Raw genomic sequence first — 17,143 nt, forward strand, 5'->3', positions numbered from 1 at the left:
GGGGTTGGGGCGCGACATGAACAGGCTCAAGCCAAGCCGTGGAGCCAGGAACCGCGCGACGAGCTGACCCTTGACGCTGTTCCCCGCTGCGTCGAGCAGCGGGGCGAAGGTGCCCAACCCGCCCTTGCCCGGCGCGACGGCGACGATGCCGCCGCCAATGCCACTCTTGCCCGGCACCCCCACGTCGTAGAGCCAGTCCCCGGAGGTTTCATACATCCCCGCCGTGGCCATCACCGCGAGCGCGTGATGACAGACCTCCTCGTCGACGACGCGGATCCCGGTGAGCGGGTTGACGCCTCCGTCCGCCAGGGTCGCCCCCATCACGGCGAGCTCCCTGGCGGTCACGGCCAGGGAACACTGGCGGGTGTAGAGCTCCGTTGTCAGGAGCGGATCCGCCTCCAGGCGGCCCAGGCCGTGCAACAGGAAGGCGAGCCCCTGGTTGCGCTGGTGCGTCTGCCGCGCGGAGGCATACACCTCTTCGTCGAGCGCGAGCGGACGTCCGGCGAAGCGTGACAACCCCTCCTGGATGAACCGCCACCGGGCCTCGGGGCTGCTGCCTGGAACGAGGCTCGTGGTGGCCAGCGCTCCCGAATTCACCATGGGGTTCGTGCGTCCGTCCGGGCTCTGGTCAATCGCCATGGCCGAGTTGAACGGCAGGCCGGTGCCATTGACCCCCAGCTTGCGCCGGGCCACTTCGGGCCCCAGGGCCTGACAGACGAGGGCGAAGAGGAACGGCTTGGAGACGCTCATGATGGAGAAGGGATGGTCCACGTCCCCGGCCCCATGGCTGCTGCCGTTGATGCCCACCACACACGCGCCGAAGAGCCGGGGATCCGCCCGCGCCAGGGCAGGGTAGACCTGGGAGCACTGTCCCTCCGTGTTCCCCTGGTGGCGGTGGTAGGCCTCGTCCACCAGCGCCCGGACCCGCTCCGCGGTGGGGAGCTGCCCGGTGGAGATGAAGGGGGGCTCGCCTGTCGTGTCCATGCGTGACGGCCCTCGGGTTCGTGGAGCAGGGAGAAGCGGCACTGCCGGCCTGGAAGGTTCGTCGCGCCTCAATGAATGTCAATGTCACACACCCACACGGGCCTGGACACGCACGTCTGTCCAATCATCGGGGCCGGTGCAGCACAGCGCCTGCGACCGTGGGGCGGGTTCCCGACGCGGGTGGTGGGACCCTCGGCTGGCATCCGCGTCAGGGAAGCGACGTCTTATTGCTTCGGTGGGGAGGCTGGGCCCGCCGGGGGCTATGCTCGATGGCATGTCCATGAATCCCAGCATCATGGTCCTGCTGTCATTGGCCGCATGCGGTGAGAAGGCCGCGCCCCCTCCGCCCGTGCCCACCGCGGCGGCGGCGATGGTCTTGTCGCCAGTCGCCGAGGAGGCCGGGGACTCCGATTCGCCGGCTGCGGTCCTCCCACCTGCTGCCTTCCAGGCGCATCCCGCGCAGGTCTACACCGGGCCGCTCGCGAAGCCCGCCCTGGGCAGGGGCGACGCGGAGGTGAAGATGTACCGCACTCGCCTCCGTGAGGCGGCCGCCAGGGGGGTGGAGTTCGGCGGCCGGTACGCGGTGATGATCAGCGGCTGTGGCACCGAGTGCATCTTCGGCTTCGTCATCGACGCGAAGACCGGCCACGTCATGCCCCTGCCGGCCGGTGGTGAAGACTACCGGCAGCTTCAGCTGGCCTTCCGCCCGGACAGCCGGTGGATGCGAGCCATCTGGAGTAGCGGCTACGAGAGCGAGGCCGAGGCCTGCATCCTGCGGGACTTCGTCCTCGACCGGGGCACGTTCCGTCCGGTCAAGGACGAGGTCCTTCCCGGGGCCTGCCCGGAGATGGGCGTCGAAACGGGCGAAGCCATGGGCCCGCGCTGAGCGCGAACGCTCCACGGCTGTCCGGACACCTTCAGAGGAGGGGATGCCTCAGGTCAGGGGCGCGAAGCCCACCCAACACGAAACTCACGGCTCGCGGTCCGCCTCTTCCTGGAAGGCGAGGTACTCGTCGTCCGTCGTGTGCGCCAACGCCTCGGAGTCCAGCTGATGGGGGTTGCTCGCGAGGACCTTCCGCGCGCTCCCTGTGAAGAGGACGACCTCCCCCTTGGGGAGTCCGCGAGGCTGATAGACCCTGCCGGTCTGGCAGAGCGCATGAACGGTCCTGGAGACCTCCCACTGCGCTTCGGCGTAGGCGTACTTCCGGAGCTCGGGCGTCCGCGCACTCTCGTCCAGGCTCTTGTAGGCATAGAAGAGCAGCCGTCCCCCCGACGCATTCCAGAAGTCACCCACCGCATCCTGGAGCCTGTCGATGGACACGGCCGCGGGGGGTAGCTCCTCCGCGCGCATCTCTTCCGGGTCCTTGTCGCCAACCCAGTCGAACCCCAGGATGTCGTGATCAAAGAGGAAGCCGATGAACGCTTCCGCCACGTAGACCTGGGCGAATTCTCGGAGCGGGTGCATGCGGTTCATGTACCACTCCGCGCGAGGATTCGCCGAAGGCAAACCTTCACCGAAGAACGAGTGTGAGCGCATATGAGCCGTTCCTCCTGGCGCTGGGCCTTTGCTTTGGGGTTGCTGTCGTGTGTTGCCTGCAATGAGGGCAACCCGGATGACGGAGGAGGGGACACCGCCGACGCCCAGGCGCCCTCGGTCCCCGGGGCACCGCTCGCCAGCCCCGTGTCGGAGTCACAGCTTTCCCTCATCTGGACGCCCAGCATCGACAACGTGAGGGTGACGGGCTATCGCATCGAGCGGTGCCAGGGCGCGGGCTGCCTGGACTTCGCGCTGGCGGGCACCGCGGCCTCGCCCCCGTTCGAGGACACAGGCCTCCCCGCCAGCACCGCCTTCGGCTACCGGGTGCTGGCCACCGACGCGGCGGGCAACACCAGCGCGGCCTCCTCCATCGCTCGCGCCACCACCCCTTCCAGCAGAGGGGGCGGCGGTGCCAACGCCACGGTGGCGGGCGCGACGAGCCTCCCCTTTCCCACGCTGCACCACCTGACGGTGGAGTGGGCTTTCAGCGGGGATGCCAATGCCAATGGCGTGGTGACGGTCCGCTACCGTCCCTCGGGCACCACCCCCTGGCGCGAAGCGTTGCCGCTGCGCCCCGTTCCAGCGGGCAGCAACGAGGGCTTCAGTTGGACGGCCCGTCACTCCGGTAGCGTGTTCGACCTCCAGCCTGGGACGTCCTACGAGTTGGAGCTCACCCTCACGGACCCCGACGGAGGGACGACCACGCGCACCGTGACCGCGACCACCCGCCCGGTGCCAGCCCCCATGGCGAATGCCCCCATCAAGGCGGTGACGCCCGCCACGTTCGCCAGCGTCGCCGCGAGCGCGCAGCCGGGGGACATCCTCCTGTTGGGCGCGGGCACCTACAGTGGCTTTGATTGGTCCCGGAGCGGCACCGAAGGAAAGCCCATCGTCCTCCGGGGCGCTTCCGGGGTGGTGATCAACGGCGCCATCAACCTCTTCACCCAGGCCTGGGTCCATCTGGAGGGGCTCACCGTCAACGGCCGCATCCGCTTCAACGGTTCGAAGCACGTTGTCATCCAGCGCTGCACGGTCAACGCCAGCAACGCCTACGGCGGCGATGCCATCGTGACCTATGCCCGCGCGGAGAATGCATACATCGCGGACAACGTGGTGACCGGCCTGACACAGTGGGCGGAGGCCTCGCTTGGCGCCAGCGGGGACAACCTGGGCGAGGGCATCTTGGTGACAGGCCCGGGCCACGTCATCCTGCACAACCGCGTGACGGGATTCCGGGATGGCATCTCCCTGCTGGAGGACGATGAGGCCTCCGACCAGTTCAGCATCGACATCCTGAACAATGACTTGAGCGGCAACGCGGACGACGGCATCGAGGCGGACTTCTGCTTCCACAACTGCCGCATCGTCCGCAACCGGCTGACCAACAACTTCATCGCGGTGTCATCCCAGCCGGGCCTGGGCGGTCCCACGTACTTCGTCCGCAATGCCATCTACAACGCGGTCCACGTGGCCTTCAAACTCTACCGGGGCAGCACCGGGGACGTGCTGTTGCACAACACGGTGGTGAAGAACGGCGACGCGTTCGGCATCTACGCGGGGCGGCCGGTGGCGGGGCTCTACGCTCGCAACAACCTCTTCCTGGGGGGCGCGGGCGGCACCTTCAACGGGTACAGCAGCGGCACGGGACGGGTGTTGCACGTCCCCGACCTGGTGGCCGCCGGCTCCAGTCTGGACCATGACGGGGTGGGCTCCACCACGGACGCCATCACGGGCCGCCTGGGCGGCACCTCGTTCAGCAGCCTCCAGGCCCTGCGCACCAGCACGACCGAAGCGCACGCGGTGCAGGTGGACCTCACGGCGTTCTCCACCGCGGTGGCGTACCCCGCCGCGCCGCTGACGCTCTACGCGAAGCCGGACCTGCGCATCCGCGCGGATTCAGCCGCGGCGAACGCCGGCCAGCCCCTGGCGAACATCAACGACGGCTTCGCCGGACTGGCGCCAGACCTGGGGGCCTTCGAAGCGGGCGAGGACCTTCCCCTCTACGGCCCACGCTGACTTCGCGAGGACCCGGACGTGATGGCCCCGCGGTTCATCCCGTCTGGAAACCATTGCGATACAATGTTGTGACGATTGCCATTACTGCCAGGGTGCCAAATTTCATCCTCACGCGCCTGGGCTCTCTTATTGCTGAATTCGCAGGTTTTTCTGCATTGTTTGCCCCCTCAAGGGTTCTTAAATGGCGTGCCGGCCAGCCCCCATGAAGTCCACTCTCGGCTGGCCATGCATGTCCCCCCAACGCCTCACCCTGACCCCATGAAAAATACCTTCCTTGCCGCAACGCTCGCGCTGCTCCCCCTGATGTTCGCCTGCCAGCCGGAGATCGATGTCCCCGGTGAGCAGCAGCCCGAGGTGACTGCGGTCCAAGCCAACGCCCAGAGCCCGGAGGGCGCCCGCACGCAGGAGCTGACCACGACGCCCTTCGTCACCCTGGAGGCGGTCGAAACCGCGCGGTATGAGGACACTTTCTATGTCCACGTGGAGACGGCCTACTACGTCACCTTCTGGGCCGACCGCGCTCGCTCCATCCCCGTCAATCTGGGCTCCTCCATCCAGCTGAACTACCGCTCCACGTTCGCCAACTACAAGTACAACACCCAGATGGGGAGCAACCTCAGCACCAACCTGCCGGCTGGCGGTCACAGCTATTACATCGGAAGTGGCACCTATGAGTGCGATTACGATGCGAATGGCAACATTGACCATCGCTGCGATGAAACCTATCTGACCCTCAGGACCGGCGTTGGCTACGACGGGAGCTGGTGAGCGCTGACGAATTGATTTGATGTCCAGCCAGTGATCCGCAAGCGAACGCCCTCCACGTCCAACCGTGGGGGGCGTTTTCATGTCGATTCACGTCACGGGAACTTTACGAGCGAGGCGAACGGGCAGCGACGCGGTGCGGCAAATCGGCTGCTCCAGCGCGCACCGAGGAAACTCTCGTTCTCAGCGGGCGAGAATCGAGAAAACCATGCGAACCAACGCCCACTCCCGCCCCCACCTCCACGTCGGCTCCACTGGCAACCGCGTTCAGAAGGTCGAAGAGCGCCTGAAGTCGGAGGGTTACCTCAAGGGTGCCGCCGATGACCGCTTCGACGCCAAGACCGCCAAGGCGGTGGTCGCCTACAAGCGCGACAACGGCTGGGACGGGAAGCCGGAGGGGGGCGTCGGCGAGCGGATGGCCCAGTCGCTGAAGCGCGTCAGCGCCACCTCGACCCCCAGCACCGAAGGCGCCACCACCGCCCAGGCCAGCGCGGCCGGCGGCAGCGACAGCAAGGACAAGACCCCGTCGAAGCTCAAGGGCGCCACCTACAACGTCGAGCGCGACCGCAATCCCAAGGACGTGCAGAAGTGGCTGGGCGACTTCGCCAAGAAGAACAAACTCGACTTCGTCCAGCTCCAGGAGATCAACGGCTACCACAAGGCCCTGGAGAAGATCCCCGGCTACCACCTGGTGACCTTCCCTGGAGCCAAGGACCATGGCGAGACGGGCATCCTCGTCAAGGACAGCCTGCTCCAGGGGCAGAAGACATCCATCCAGGGCGAGGGCGGCGGCTGGACCACCGTGCGCGGCGGCCACGCCCCTCCGCGGGCGGCCACCGCGGTCAAGCTCGCGGGCTGGCTGCAGGTGGTCTCCGCCCACCAGCCGCCCTCGGTCGACTGGAAGGGCGGTGAGCCCGTCGGGCCGAAGAACCGGGTGAGCACCTACAAGTCGCTCTCCGAGAAGCTGCTCGGCTTCGCGCAGCGGAAGATCGAGAAGAACCCTGACGAGGGCCTGCTCATCGGCGGTGACTGGAACGAGCCGGCGTCGACGAAGGGGAAGTGGTCGCCCGGCTGGATTGCCCAGCAGGCGGGCATGGCCACCCATGGCGGCGTCGAGTCCCACGGCCACGGAAAGATCGACTACGCGATGTCCTACGGGTGCCAGGTCTCGAACGTGAGGGCCGGCCCGACCGGCGGCTCGGATCACAACATCGTCATGTTCACCGTGAGCCGCCCGAAGGGGAAGGACAAGGACTGAAGCGCGGCCCGGGCTCAACCCTTGCGCGCGGCATGGATCGCCGCGATGTCGATCTTCTTCATCTCCATCATCGCGGCGAACACCCGCTTGCGCGCGGCCGGATCCGGATCGCTCATGCCGTCCGTCAGGGCGGCAGGGGTGATCTGCCAGGAGATCCCCCATTTGTCCTTGCACCACCCGCACCGGCTCTCCTGACCGCCGTTGCCGACAATGGCATTCCAGTAGCGGTCCGTCTCTTCCTGATCCCGGGTGCTGATCTGGAATGAGAAGGCTTCGGTGTGCTTGAAGGCCGGGCCGCCATTGAGGCCGATGCACGGAATGCCCAGCACGGTGAACTCCACCGTGAGGGCATCGCCTTCCTTGCCATCCGGGTAGTCGCCCGGTGCGCGGTGCGTGGCACCGACGGAGCTGCCAGGGAAGGTGCGGGCGTAGAACGCCGCCGCTTCTTCGGCGTCGCGTTCGTACCAGAGGCAGATGAGGGTCTTGTTCACGGAGGTCGTCATGATTGCGCTCCTTGCGTCATTCGCCCTTGCGTCCCACGATACCAAACGCGGCGCCCGCGGGGTCCGTCGCGACGACAATCCAGTCGCCGCCGGGCACCTCGTGCGGACCTTCGAGCACCTTGCCGCCATTGGCAACGATGGCGCGCTGCGCCTCGGCGACCGAGGGTACGCCGAAGTAGAACAGCCAGGTGCCGGTGGGGCCGGGGCTCGATGCGGGCTGCTGCATGATGGCGCCGAGCCGAACGCCGTCGTGGTCGATGAAGCAGTAGTCGCCCATCGGGCCCATGGGCATCACGTCGTTGAATTGGAAGTGGAAGTGCTTCGCGTAGAACGCCTTGGCGCGCGCGAGATCGGGACTGCCCAGCTCGTTCCAGCGGATGCGCTGCGGCTCCTTCATGTCGAAGACGTCGCTCTTCGCCTCGGGCTTACCGGGCGGTGGAATCGGCGCCATCACATAGAAGGGAGTGCCCATCGGGTCGGCGACCATCGCGATGGTGCCGACGGGCAGGTCCATGCGAGGCAGCAGCACCCGGGCGCCATCGGCCACCATGGCCTGGAGGGCCGCATCGACATCGGCCACGTGCAGGTAGCCGAGCCAGCAAGGCTGTGCGCCGTGCTTCAGCATGTCCTGCGAAAGGCGCAGCACGCCGCCGGCGGAGCCGCCATCGCCGCGCATGATCATACGGTAGTCCTGTCCGTTCGGCAGGGGCGCCGCCTGAGCGGGGATCTTCCATCCGACGACGGCGCCATAGAACCTGGCGGCGGCGTCGGGGTCGAGGGTCATCAATTCGTACCAGATGAAGCGTCCTGTGCTCATGGGGTCACTCCCTTGGGGAACAGCGGTTTGAGGCAGCGGTTTAAGCTGGGGCCTCCATTCCGCCTATAGTCGCCAGTCGCAGCACCAGCCAAGGGGGGTGTCATGAAGACAGTCAGCCTCTACCCGAAGAGGATGCGTTGTTGGGTGGTACTCACCGCGATTGCTCTCGTGGGCTGCGCGTCCAGGCAACACCCGGACGGCGTTGCCGAGGCACCACCTTGCCGGAAGATAGACCAGTTGGGCTCGCTCGACACCCTGGTCATGGCGGGACAGACCTTCCAGGTGGCGGTCTTGCGCTCCTCGGCGCAACGCAAGGAGGGCCTGCTGCATGCGTGCACGCTGTCTGCAAACGAAGGCGCGATCTTCGACATGCCTTCAGCCAGTGACTGGGCCTTCCACACCCTGGGGATGACCCAACCCATCGAGATTGCCTTCCTCGATGCAAACCTGAAGGTGCTCGCCTGGCGTGATGCACCTCCCGGGCGTTCGGACATCCGTGGGGGGTACCAGGCGAAGTATGTGCTCGAGGTCGCACCCGGAACGATGGCGAGACTCATGCAAACAGAAACAGTCCAGGCCTTCGCTCTCGATACGGCTCCGCAGCAGGCCTGCGAGCAAGTCCGGAGCCCGAAATGGCAATGCCCTTTGCCGCGCAGTCCACGGGCAACGCAAATCAAGGCCGAGATAGCGGAATTCAGCGGCTGGCGCCGCGACAAGAGTGAGTGTGCGCTGAAGCTGGCCTTGTGCGTCGCAACCTCGGCCCGCTTCGAGCAGGAAATGCTCGCACAGTCCTTCACGGATGCGACCCCTGCTCCAGGCATTCCCATTGAGGCATGGTCCACGCACGATAGCCCACGCGAATGGTCAGGCGCGGAGGTCTACGAGGCCCTGATGCGCGGAGCCCAGGAAAGGGCACAGTCGTTCCAGGTGCAACCCGCGACATGGTGGTGGGAGGCCGTCAAGTCGCGTTTTTACGGCACACACGCGGTGACGAGCCTGCACGCAAGTCCCATCGCACTCATCGGCAGGTGGATCGAGCGAGCCTCTGTCTCCGCGCTCACCACCACCCTGGTCCATGAGTGGATGCACGTCGCGTACTTTCGCGACCCCGACAAAGACAGCGATGGTCGCAGTGTTGTTTATGGAAGCGAGGAATTTGTCGAGAGGCTCGCGCGGCTGGCCTTCGAGCAGTCCATCCAGACCGCTTCGTCTCCGAGTGGGCGTCCCCCTGCGACAGCTCCCGGCGCTCCAGCAACTTCTAGCGCCATCGATGGTGGGAGGACTGGACTGACGCGCGATTGAGCCGGCTTCACATCGCTGGCACCACCGGGTCCCGCTACGGGGTGGAAGGGGCTTTCGTCATGCCCCTGCATTTCCCCGTGCGGTTGAGCCGGGACGCGGCTGTTCACCCCCCGCCCTTGTGAGCGGGAGGGGAGGCCGCGTCCCGAGCCTCGGCCGGCGAACTCAGTACGTGCAGCGCAGGACCTGGCGGTAGGTGCCGCACTGGCTGAAGTCCGTCGTGCCCGCGGGCCGCGAGTGGTAGCAGGCGGAGACGACGGGGTCGCAGGGCAGGCTGGGCCAGACGTCGTAGGCGTCGCCGTCGGTGAGCGCGAACTCCGTCACGCGCGCCACGAGCCGGGCGGTCTTCTGCATCGTCGCGCCGTTGTCGCCGCCCGCGCTGAAGTTGAGCGGGACCGTGTGCGGGTCGATGGCCTCGTGCAGCTTCGTGTACGTCCAGTCGAGCTTGTAGTTGGGCCGGCCGTAGACGGACGGGATGCCGTCGGGCGCCGTGACGGTGAGCCAGTCGGTGTACCCGGAGACCGAGGCGTGGCCCCGGTAGAGGAGGTTGTCATTGCCCTGGACGACGTAGCGGGGGGTGACCGCCTCGTCGATCCAGATGCCCGAGGAGCCGCGGAAGTCGAAGAAGCGCGGGGCCACCACGATGCGCGCGGTGTACGAGCGCGGCGTTCCCGTGTTGGTGGTGACCTTGACGAAGAGCGGCAGGCCCGAGAGCATCGTGTTGAGCTCATGGCCTTCGTGCAGGACGATCTCGAACCGGCGCTCGCTGATGATGTTCGCGTCGCCGAAGGCGTCATCGGGGACGAAGCTGAGGACGTCCGCGAGGTAGCGGTTCGCGGTGGCGCGGATGACGAGCGCGCGGACGCCGTCACGCTGCTCGAAGGTGCCGAGCGTCTCGAAGCTCAGTTCGTTGTCGCCCACCGTCGCATAGAGGCGGGTCGCCGTCTCCGCGGCGGTGCTGACGCCCAGCTCCTCCGTGGACTCGGATTCGATGGGGGTGTTGTCACAGGCCGCGAGCGCGGCGAAGCAGGTCAAGGCAAGGGCGCGTAGACGCATGTGGGGAGTCTCCAGGTGAGGCATTCCGTGTATCACACGCCAGTGACACCGCCTCTGAATGGGATTGTGCCAGCCTTGTCACGGCAGCCCCGCTTCAGCTAGGCCTTGCTCCATGACGAAGAAGACCGCTGCTTCCGATGTGACCCCGACGGGCCTCTCCCGCCGCACGCTCCTCGGGGCCGCGGCGGCCGTGACGGGGGCGCTGGCCGCTCGTGATGCGCGCGCTGCCGCGCCGTCCGCCGCGCCCGGGGCCTTCGCGCTCGAGGAGGCGACGGTCGCGGACCTGAGAGCGGGCCTGGAGTCCGGCAAGCACACCGCGCGCGGTCTGACGGAGGCCTACCTCGCGCGCATCCGTGCGCTCGACCGCACCGGGGACCTGCCGCTGTGCTCGGTCATCGAACTGAACCCTGACGCGCTCACGCTGGCCGACGCGCTGGACGCCGAGCGCAAGGCGAAGGGCGCGCGCGGGCCGCTGCACGGCATCCCCGTGCTCCTCAAGGACAACATCGCCACGGCGGACAAGATGCAGACCACCGCGGGCTCGCTCGCGCTGGTGGGCGCCGTCCCCCCGCGTGACGCCTTCATCGTGGAGCGGCTGCGCGCCGCCGGCGCCGTCATCCTGGGCAAGACGAACCTCAGCGAGTGGGCCAACTTCCGCTCCACGCACTCGACCAGCGGCTGGAGCGCACGCGGCGGCCTGTGCCGCAATCCCTACGCACTCGACCGGACCCCTTCCGGTTCGAGCTCCGGCTCGGGCGCGGCCACCGCGGCCAATTTCTGCGCCGTGTCGGTGGGCACGGAGACGGATGGCTCCATCGTCTCGCCCGCGTCCGCGTGTGCGCTGGTGGGCCTGAAGCCCACGGTGGGGCTCGTCAGCCGCGCGGGCATCATCCCCATCTCCTCGACCCAGGACACCGCGGGCCCCATGACGCGCACCGTGGCGGACGCCGCGGCGCTGCTGAGCGTGCTCGCGGGCGAGGACCCACGCGACGCCGCCACCGCCGCGGGCAAGGGCCGCGCCCACCCGGACTACACGAAGTTCCTCGACCCCAAGGGCCTTGCGGGTGCGCGCATCGGGGTCCCGCGCGAGCGGTTCTTCGGCTACCACCCGGCCACGGACGCGGTCGTGGAGCGCGCGCTCGAGTTGATGAAGGCGCAAGGGGCCGTGCTGGTGGACCCCGTGACGCTGCCCAACATGGCGAAGCTCGACGAGCCCGAGCTGGAGGTGATGCTGTATGAGTTCAAGGCGGGCCTGGAGGCCTGGTTCGCACAGCTCGGCGAGGGCGCCCCCGTGCGGACGCTCGCGGACCTCATCGCCTTCAACGAGAAGAACCGCGAGCGCGAGATGCCCTACTTCGGCCAGGAACTGCTGCTCCAGGCGCAGAAGAAGGGCCCACTCACCGACGCCGCCTACAAGAAAGCGCTCGCGGCGTGCCGCCGGTACTCGCGCGCCGAGGGCCTGGACGCGGTGATGAACCAGCACAAGCTGGATGCGTTGGTGGCGCCGACCCAGGCCCCGGCGGGCCCCATCGACCTGGTGCTGGGCGACCACTGGCTGGGCAGCAGCTCCACGCCCGCCGCCGTGTCCGGCTACCCGACCCTCACGGTGCCCGCGGGCGACGTGCACGGGCTGCCGGTGGGGGTGTCGTTCATCGGCCGCGCCTGGAGCGAGCCCGTGTTGCTCAAGCTCGCCTTCGCCTACGAGCAGGCCTCGCACGCGCGGCGCAAGCCCGCGTTCCTCCGGACCGTGGACCTGCGCGGCGCGTAGGGGAGGGGAGGGCGGAGGAGGAGCACGCCAACGCCCCCTGAAGGGACCCGCCGGGCCGCGGCTTCGCAGCCGCTACATGAAGCCGAAGCCTTTCTTGACGAGCAGCCTTCTGGAGGAACTCGCCTTCACGGTGGTGAGTTCGATGGTGTCTTCGCCCTCGCCGGTGATGTCCTTCTTCAACTCACCGGCGAACTCACCATGCGGTCCCCTTCGGAGTCGAGCCGCCTTCTGCCTCCGACTGGCATTGGAGTCGCAGTCCGGGTGTGCCGCGGGCGTCCCCTGTAGTCCGGGCCCACGCGGTTGGGTATTCTGGGAGGCGTCCGGACATGGGGGGACGGTTCATGACAGAGGCAGCGATGCTCGCGACAAACGACTTGCTGGTGCCTGGCTTCGGGGAACTGCCCCAGAATCCCCCTCCCTCGGCGCTCTTGAACCCGCGTCACCCGGTCATTCCCTTTCACGCGCAGGGACGAGCGGCCCTCCTCTCGGAACTCGATGACTGGTCTGAGAAAGGGCCATCGATCGCGGTGCGTCTGCTCCACGCGAAGGAGGGCATGGGCAAGACACGGCTCGCGCTCGAATGGATGCGCCAGCGGAGGGAGAAGGGGTGGGCCGCGGGCCTCCTCGCCAAGGACGCCCCGAGTGATTGGCTCGAGCGGCTCGGGGCGTTGGGCCAGCCGGTGATCGTGGTCATCGACTCCGCCGAGGACCGTGCAGGGCTGCGCGAGGAGCTCCTGCGAGCCCTTCACGCCTCCAGCTCGATGCGCATCCTGCTCCTCGCCCGGAACGCGGGGGACTGGTGGGAAGGCCTTCAGCGAAGTGATGCCGCCCTGGGCGCATGGCTTGACTTGACGCCGCCCCAGGAACTGCCTCCCCTTGCGCAGGGAAGGACCGAGCGGGAGTCGGTTTTCGCAGCGGCCTCGGAGGCGTTCGCCCGCGTCCGCGCCAGGCCCTGGGTCAAACAGTTACTGAGCTTCCCCATGGACGAGCGCTTCGACCGGGTGCTGTGTCTGCACCTGGCCGCGCTCTGCGGGGTGGAGGGCGTGGAATCCAAGGCCGTCAACCTGACGTACACGCTGCTCGACCTGGAGGAGCGCTTCTGGGCGGCGGAGGGGGTGACGCTTCCGGGCCTCCGCACATTCGCTCGCCAGCTGATTGCCGCCGCCACGCTTCGTGGAGGCTTGCCGGACCTGACCACCGCGACCCTCGTCGCCGAGCGACTTCAAGGACGCGCGCTCGCTGCCGAGGAGCAGCAGGTCCTCCTCCTTCTCCACCGGATGTATCAGATGCCGGGTCAGCGATTCAGCGCGTTCCTCCCCGCGCTGGAACCCGAGTTCCTGTGCGAACAGCTGCTGGCCCGTGTGGCTTTTCCCGGCCCTCCGGAAGAACGTTCTCCCGAGGATTGGATCCTCCGGGTCTTTCCTCCCGAAGAAGAGGAATCCGTGGTGAGACACGGTCTGCGGTTCCTCATCCGCGCGTCCGTGGCACAGCCCGAAGTGACACGGCAATGGTTGAGCCAACTCATCACACGGCCATTGGCGTCTCGCGCCGTGCTCGCATTGGAGGCCGCGGCCGCCGTGGGACCGGGCACGGGACTTTCCGTGCTGGCCGGTGTCCTGACGGACCGGCTCGAGGAAGCGGGGGACGCGCGGGTGGCAATCGCGATGGAGCCCCTGGGCATCCCAGACTCCACGCCCATGTTGCGCAGGGTCGCCCTCTGGATGTCTCACACGCTTCTGCAAGCGCTGCCGGCGTCGGAGGAAGGCGTCGCCGTCCAAGCGAAGAAGGCACGTCTGTTCGACACCCTGGGCAATCTGTTGAGTGCGGAGGGAATCACCCCGAAGAAGGCGAGACGCAAGGAGGCGGCAATCTACCGGACCCTGGCACTGCATGATCCGGCTGCCTTCCTGCCCGCACTCGCCCTCAGCCTCGATGCCCTGGTCGCGGCATTGGGCGACGCGGAGGGGACCGAGGAGGCGCTGGCGGCGACGCGCGAGGCCGTCGAAGTCTACCGGGTGCTGGAGCTGAAAACCCCGGGCTCCTTCCTGTCCCAACTCGCCACGAGCCTCGACAACCTGAGCTCTCAACTGAGCGCGCTGGAGCATCACGAGGCGGCGCTGGAGGTGAAGCGCGAAGCGGCGGAGGTCTACCGCGCGCTGGCCCGGCGCACCCCCGATGCCCTCCACCGCGAGCGCGCCAGCTGCCTGGCTGACCTGGCTGCCAGGTTGGCGGAAGCGGGAAGGCACCCGGAGGCGCTGGAGGTGAAGCGCGAAGCCGCGGAGGTCTACGGGATGCTGGCGCGAAGCGACGCGACTGCCTTCCTCCTCGACTTCATCCAGTGCGCGGACGACTTGAGCGCCCGGTTGCGCGAGGCGGGAAGAGTCGAGGAGGCATTGGAAGGAGCGCGCGAGGCGGTGGAGGTTTCAATACCGCTGGCGCGGCAAACCCCGGGAGCCATCCGTCAAGGCTTCACTTCTCACCTTGAACAACTGGGGGTGAGATTGTGCGAAGGGGGAAAGGTTGAGCAGGGGCTGGCGGCGATGCGCGAGACCGTCGAAATCAGGAGGGCGCGGGTTCAACACAACCGGGGTGCGTCCCTGCGCGAGCTCGCCAGCAGCCTCGAACTCATGGAAGGCCAGTTGCGCGCACTGGGAAGGCACGAGGACGCGCGCGATGCGAAGCACGAAGCGAAGGCACTCCGCGAGGAGTTCCAGCAGCTGCACCTGAAGGCGACCCGGGCTTCCCGCGCCCAGCGCTTGCTATCCCTGGGCATGAAACGGAACCGCCAGGGGAAGAAGCAGGACGCTCTGAAGGCCACACGCAAGGCGGTGGATCTCTGGCGGGAGCTGTCGCATGAGAAACCGGGTGTCTACCGCTCCGCGTTCACGGCCGCCCTCGAGGTCCTGGCCACGAGGTTGAGGGAGGTGGGGAAGGCCGAGGAGGCCCTGGAGTCCGCCCGCGAGGCGGTGGAATGCCATCGCATGTTCGCGCGGGCCGACACGTTCCACGACGAACCCCGCTTCGTCGCCAGCCTCCGCCGCCTGAGTGAACAATCAAGCGAGAGCGGAAGGACGGTCGAGGCGCTGGAGGCGAAGCGCGAGCTGGTGGAGATCCGGCTGAACCGGGCGCTCTGGCACCTGACGCCAGAGGGGAACCATTTCACTGTCGGGTCCACTCGCGAGTCCTTTGCGGCGAAACTCGAGAACGCTCGCAAGGAAGCGCTGGAGGCGAGGCGTGAAGCCGTTGACGTCTACCGGGCGCTGGCGAGGAGCAAGCCAGAGGCCATCCACCCCGTCCTCGCCCCCCACCTCTGCAAACTGAGCTTCCAGGTGAGCGAGGCAGGAAACAGGGAAGAGGCCTGGGAGTTGCTGCGCGAGGCGGTCGAAATCCAGAGGGAACTGGCGCGAAGCAACCCGGACATCCGCTTTCCTGACCTCGCCGCCAGCCTCCACCACTTGCTCATCCTGTCCAGCCAACTGGGAAGGAAGCAGGTGGCGCTGGAATTGGCGCATGAGAAGGTGGCGCTCCTGAGAGGTGTGACCGCGAGCAATACGGATGATGTTCATTACATGCTCGCGACGAGCCTCAATCACTTGAGTGGACTGTTGGGTGCGGCGGGAAGGATCGAGGAGGCGCTGACAGCGGCGCGTGAGGCGGTGGCGCTCGCAAGAGAGTTGGCCCAGCGCGATCCGAATTGCTACCAGCCCGGCCTCTCCGAGAACCTCATCACCCTGGGGCTCGTGTTGAAGGTCATGGGAAAGGCAGAGGAGGCGCTGCAGGTCATTGAAGAGGCCGCGGACACGCTCTGGCCCTCCTTGGACAAGCACCCTCGCGCGTTCACGAGGAGCGTGACGAACATCGCTCGAATGCTTTCGAGGCTCCACGACATCCTTCAGCGCCCTCCTTCCGACAATCAGCAACGGTACAGCTCGGCATACCTCAGTCTCGGAGGGGAGTGACTCGCTGCGTCACGGCCTGAGCCGGTGGGGTGAGGGAAATTAATCCCGAGTTTCGTTGATGGGCCAAGGCCAGGGAACGCACGGCGGACACCGCGCGCTCCCCACGGCCGCGAGGCCATCACGAACACCCCCGGACGGGGGAGGGACGAACCATGAGACTCCGGAAGCAAACGCAACAGTGGACGGGCGCGGCGCTCGCGGGGGCCCTGCTGCTGCCCGCGGCGGCGCTGGCGAACGAAACCCATGTCTACGGCATCTCCGACTTTGGAGGCGCCGGGCAGTGCAATGCCTCCTCGCACTCCGTGCATACGAAGACGGCGGCGGAGTTCGCGGGCTACTTCAACTCGCTGGTGAACTCCGGACTCTGGACGGACGTCCGCACCCTCAACAACTCCAGCGCGCGCACGGACCTCTGGACCGACGCCTCGAAGGGGACCGCGGCCAACGCGAAGGACACCCAGGCCAACGCGGGCGTGGACGACGCGGACGTCCTCTACGTGCACACCCATGGCGGCCACAACGAGTCGTTCCTGCGCAGCTGGCTCGTGATGGGAAGCAACGCGGATTCGTGTGAAGCCATCACGGACATCCACATGAACCTGGGCAACGGCAAGCTGAACATCGCCGTCGTGAAGGCCTGCCAGTCTGGCGACTACCAGGTCTGGAAGCAGGGCGGGTACCGGCAGGCGCTCGTGACGAGCACCAGCGGCTTCAGCATGTGGAATGCCTTTCACGGGGACTCGTCGTGCGGCAACTTCGTGAAGCGCTACGTGAAGCGCTACGTGGCGAGCTCGCGGAGCGACGGCGTGGGCGAGAACTGGATTGACGAGGCCTACGACTGGGACATCGGCAAGAACAACGACGACTGCCCGGTGTCCATCGTCTTCGGTGAAACCAAGGCGCAGCGCGTGGCGATGTTCGAGGCCGGCGGCTGGACCGACCGCAAGAACACAGGGAGAAAGGTCGCCTCCAGCTACTTCTACGTGGGGGGCTGCGACCCCGACAACGGGCAGAAGCTGCCCGAGTGACCGCTGTCGCCACCGCCTTCGACCCGAAAGAACGAACCGCCATGAAAACCCAGCTGATCCGATTCCTGACCTTCCTTCCGCTCGCCGCCGCCGCGACGGGCTGTGACAGCGGGGGGCTCACCGATCCCGCCGCCATCACCCCCACCACCCAGG

Annotated in this window: 13 protein-coding genes; 8 read left to right on the forward strand and 5 right to left on the reverse strand. The window is 67.3% G+C overall.

All coding sequences use genetic code 11. From position 1 onward, the window contains the following. A partial coding sequence (glsA, locus tag D7W81_RS30075) for a glutaminase A (RefSeq protein ID WP_120558839.1) occupies positions 1-984 on the reverse strand: 984 nt, incomplete at its 3' end. A 280-nt stretch (positions 985-1,264) separates the two neighbouring features. Between glsA and D7W81_RS30080 the strand changes: the two genes are divergently transcribed. Next, a complete protein-coding gene (locus tag D7W81_RS30080; protein WP_147445666.1) occupies positions 1,265-1,870 on the forward strand; it encodes a hypothetical protein in 606 nt (201 codons plus the stop codon). A gap of 84 nt (positions 1,871-1,954) precedes the next feature. Here the strand turns inward: D7W81_RS30080 and D7W81_RS30085 are convergent, their stop codons facing one another. Then, positions 1,955-2,458: a hypothetical protein gene (locus D7W81_RS30085; RefSeq protein ID WP_147445667.1), complete on the reverse strand. Its 504-nt coding sequence runs from the start codon at positions 2,456-2,458 to the stop codon at positions 1,955-1,957. 63 nt (positions 2,459-2,521) lie between these two features. On the opposite strand from D7W81_RS30085, the gene D7W81_RS30090 reads away from it, so the two are divergent. The 3 genes from D7W81_RS30090 (at position 2,522) to D7W81_RS30100 (ending at position 6,560) form a co-directional block, all read left to right on the forward strand. Next, positions 2,522-4,537: a right-handed parallel beta-helix repeat-containing protein gene (locus D7W81_RS30090; RefSeq protein ID WP_244227521.1), complete on the forward strand. Its 2,016-nt coding sequence runs from the start codon at positions 2,522-2,524 to the stop codon at positions 4,535-4,537. A 258-nt stretch (positions 4,538-4,795) separates the two neighbouring features. Then, positions 4,796-5,305, forward strand: a complete 510-nt coding sequence (locus D7W81_RS30095; RefSeq protein ID WP_147445668.1) for a hypothetical protein — start codon at positions 4,796-4,798, stop codon at positions 5,303-5,305. A gap of 205 nt (positions 5,306-5,510) precedes the next feature. Continuing rightward, positions 5,511-6,560, forward strand: coding sequence for a peptidoglycan-binding domain-containing protein (locus D7W81_RS30100; RefSeq protein WP_158621724.1), 1,050 nt, complete (start codon positions 5,511-5,513; stop codon positions 6,558-6,560). Positions 6,561-6,574: 14 nt separating this feature from the next. Here the strand turns inward: D7W81_RS30100 and D7W81_RS30105 are convergent, their stop codons facing one another. Together D7W81_RS30105 and D7W81_RS30110 are read right to left on the reverse strand one after the other, a co-directional pair. Further along, positions 6,575-7,063: a VOC family protein gene (locus D7W81_RS30105; RefSeq protein WP_120558844.1), complete on the reverse strand. Its 489-nt coding sequence runs from the start codon at positions 7,061-7,063 to the stop codon at positions 6,575-6,577. A 16-nt stretch (positions 7,064-7,079) separates the two neighbouring features. Next, the gene (locus D7W81_RS30110; protein WP_120558845.1) at positions 7,080-7,880 is read right to left on the reverse strand and encodes a VOC family protein; all 801 of its coding nucleotides are present in this window, start codon (positions 7,878-7,880) and stop codon (positions 7,080-7,082) included. Positions 7,881-7,982: 102 nt separating this feature from the next. Between D7W81_RS30110 and D7W81_RS30115 the strand changes: the two genes are divergently transcribed. Further along, positions 7,983-9,182: a DUF192 domain-containing protein gene (locus tag D7W81_RS30115; RefSeq protein ID WP_120558846.1), complete on the forward strand. Its 1,200-nt coding sequence runs from the start codon at positions 7,983-7,985 to the stop codon at positions 9,180-9,182. A gap of 162 nt (positions 9,183-9,344) precedes the next feature. On the opposite strand, the gene D7W81_RS30120 is transcribed toward D7W81_RS30115, so the two are convergent. Beyond that, a complete protein-coding gene (locus tag D7W81_RS30120) occupies positions 9,345-10,235 on the reverse strand; it encodes a hypothetical protein (protein ID WP_147445669.1) in 891 nt (296 codons plus the stop codon). Between the two features lie 112 nt (positions 10,236-10,347). Here D7W81_RS30120 and D7W81_RS30125 point away from each other — a divergent pair, with 112 nt between their 5' ends. The 3 genes from D7W81_RS30125 to D7W81_RS30135 all read left to right on the forward strand — a co-directional run bounded on the left by D7W81_RS30125 (position 10,348) and on the right by D7W81_RS30135 (position 16,990). After that, the gene (locus D7W81_RS30125; protein WP_120558848.1) at positions 10,348-12,003 is read left to right on the forward strand and encodes an amidase; all 1,656 of its coding nucleotides are present in this window, start codon (positions 10,348-10,350) and stop codon (positions 12,001-12,003) included. A gap of 356 nt (positions 12,004-12,359) precedes the next feature. Next, positions 12,360-15,962, forward strand: a complete 3,603-nt coding sequence (locus D7W81_RS30130; protein WP_147445670.1) for a tetratricopeptide repeat protein — start codon at positions 12,360-12,362, stop codon at positions 15,960-15,962. A gap of 152 nt (positions 15,963-16,114) precedes the next feature. Further along, complete coding sequence (locus D7W81_RS30135; protein WP_120558850.1) at positions 16,115-16,990, forward strand: hypothetical protein; 876 nt, start codon at positions 16,115-16,117, stop codon at positions 16,988-16,990. Positions 16,991-17,143: the final 153 nt, after the last annotated feature.

Source organism: Corallococcus aberystwythensis, from assembly GCF_003612165.1.
Classification (GTDB): Bacteria; Myxococcota; Myxococcia; order Myxococcales; family Myxococcaceae; genus Corallococcus; species Corallococcus aberystwythensis.

What these genes read in the sequence shown, in the direction of transcription:
- D7W81_RS30080 (WP_147445666.1), top strand. Translation starts at nt 1,265, where the DNA reads ATGAATCCCAGCATCATGGTCCTGCTGTCATTGGCCGCATGCGGTGAG.
- D7W81_RS30085 (WP_147445667.1), bottom strand. Translation starts at nt 2,458, where the DNA reads ATGAACCGCATGCACCCGCTCCGAGAATTCGCCCAGGTCTACGTGGCG.
- D7W81_RS30090 (WP_244227521.1), top strand. Translation starts at nt 2,522, where the DNA reads ATGAGCCGTTCCTCCTGGCGCTGGGCCTTTGCTTTGGGGTTGCTGTCG.
- D7W81_RS30095 (WP_147445668.1), top strand. Translation starts at nt 4,796, where the DNA reads ATGAAAAATACCTTCCTTGCCGCAACGCTCGCGCTGCTCCCCCTGATG.
- D7W81_RS30100 (WP_158621724.1), top strand. Translation starts at nt 5,511, where the DNA reads ATGCGAACCAACGCCCACTCCCGCCCCCACCTCCACGTCGGCTCCACT.
- D7W81_RS30105 (WP_120558844.1), bottom strand. Translation starts at nt 7,063, where the DNA reads ATGACGACCTCCGTGAACAAGACCCTCATCTGCCTCTGGTACGAACGC.
- D7W81_RS30110 (WP_120558845.1), bottom strand. Translation starts at nt 7,880, where the DNA reads ATGAGCACAGGACGCTTCATCTGGTACGAATTGATGACCCTCGACCCC.
- D7W81_RS30115 (WP_120558846.1), top strand. Translation starts at nt 7,983, where the DNA reads ATGAAGACAGTCAGCCTCTACCCGAAGAGGATGCGTTGTTGGGTGGTA.
- D7W81_RS30120 (WP_147445669.1), bottom strand. Translation starts at nt 10,235, where the DNA reads ATGCGTCTACGCGCCCTTGCCTTGACCTGCTTCGCCGCGCTCGCGGCC.
- D7W81_RS30125 (WP_120558848.1), top strand. Translation starts at nt 10,348, where the DNA reads ATGACGAAGAAGACCGCTGCTTCCGATGTGACCCCGACGGGCCTCTCC.
- D7W81_RS30130 (WP_147445670.1), top strand. Translation starts at nt 12,360, where the DNA reads ATGCTCGCGACAAACGACTTGCTGGTGCCTGGCTTCGGGGAACTGCCC.
- D7W81_RS30135 (WP_120558850.1), top strand. Translation starts at nt 16,115, where the DNA reads ATGAGACTCCGGAAGCAAACGCAACAGTGGACGGGCGCGGCGCTCGCG.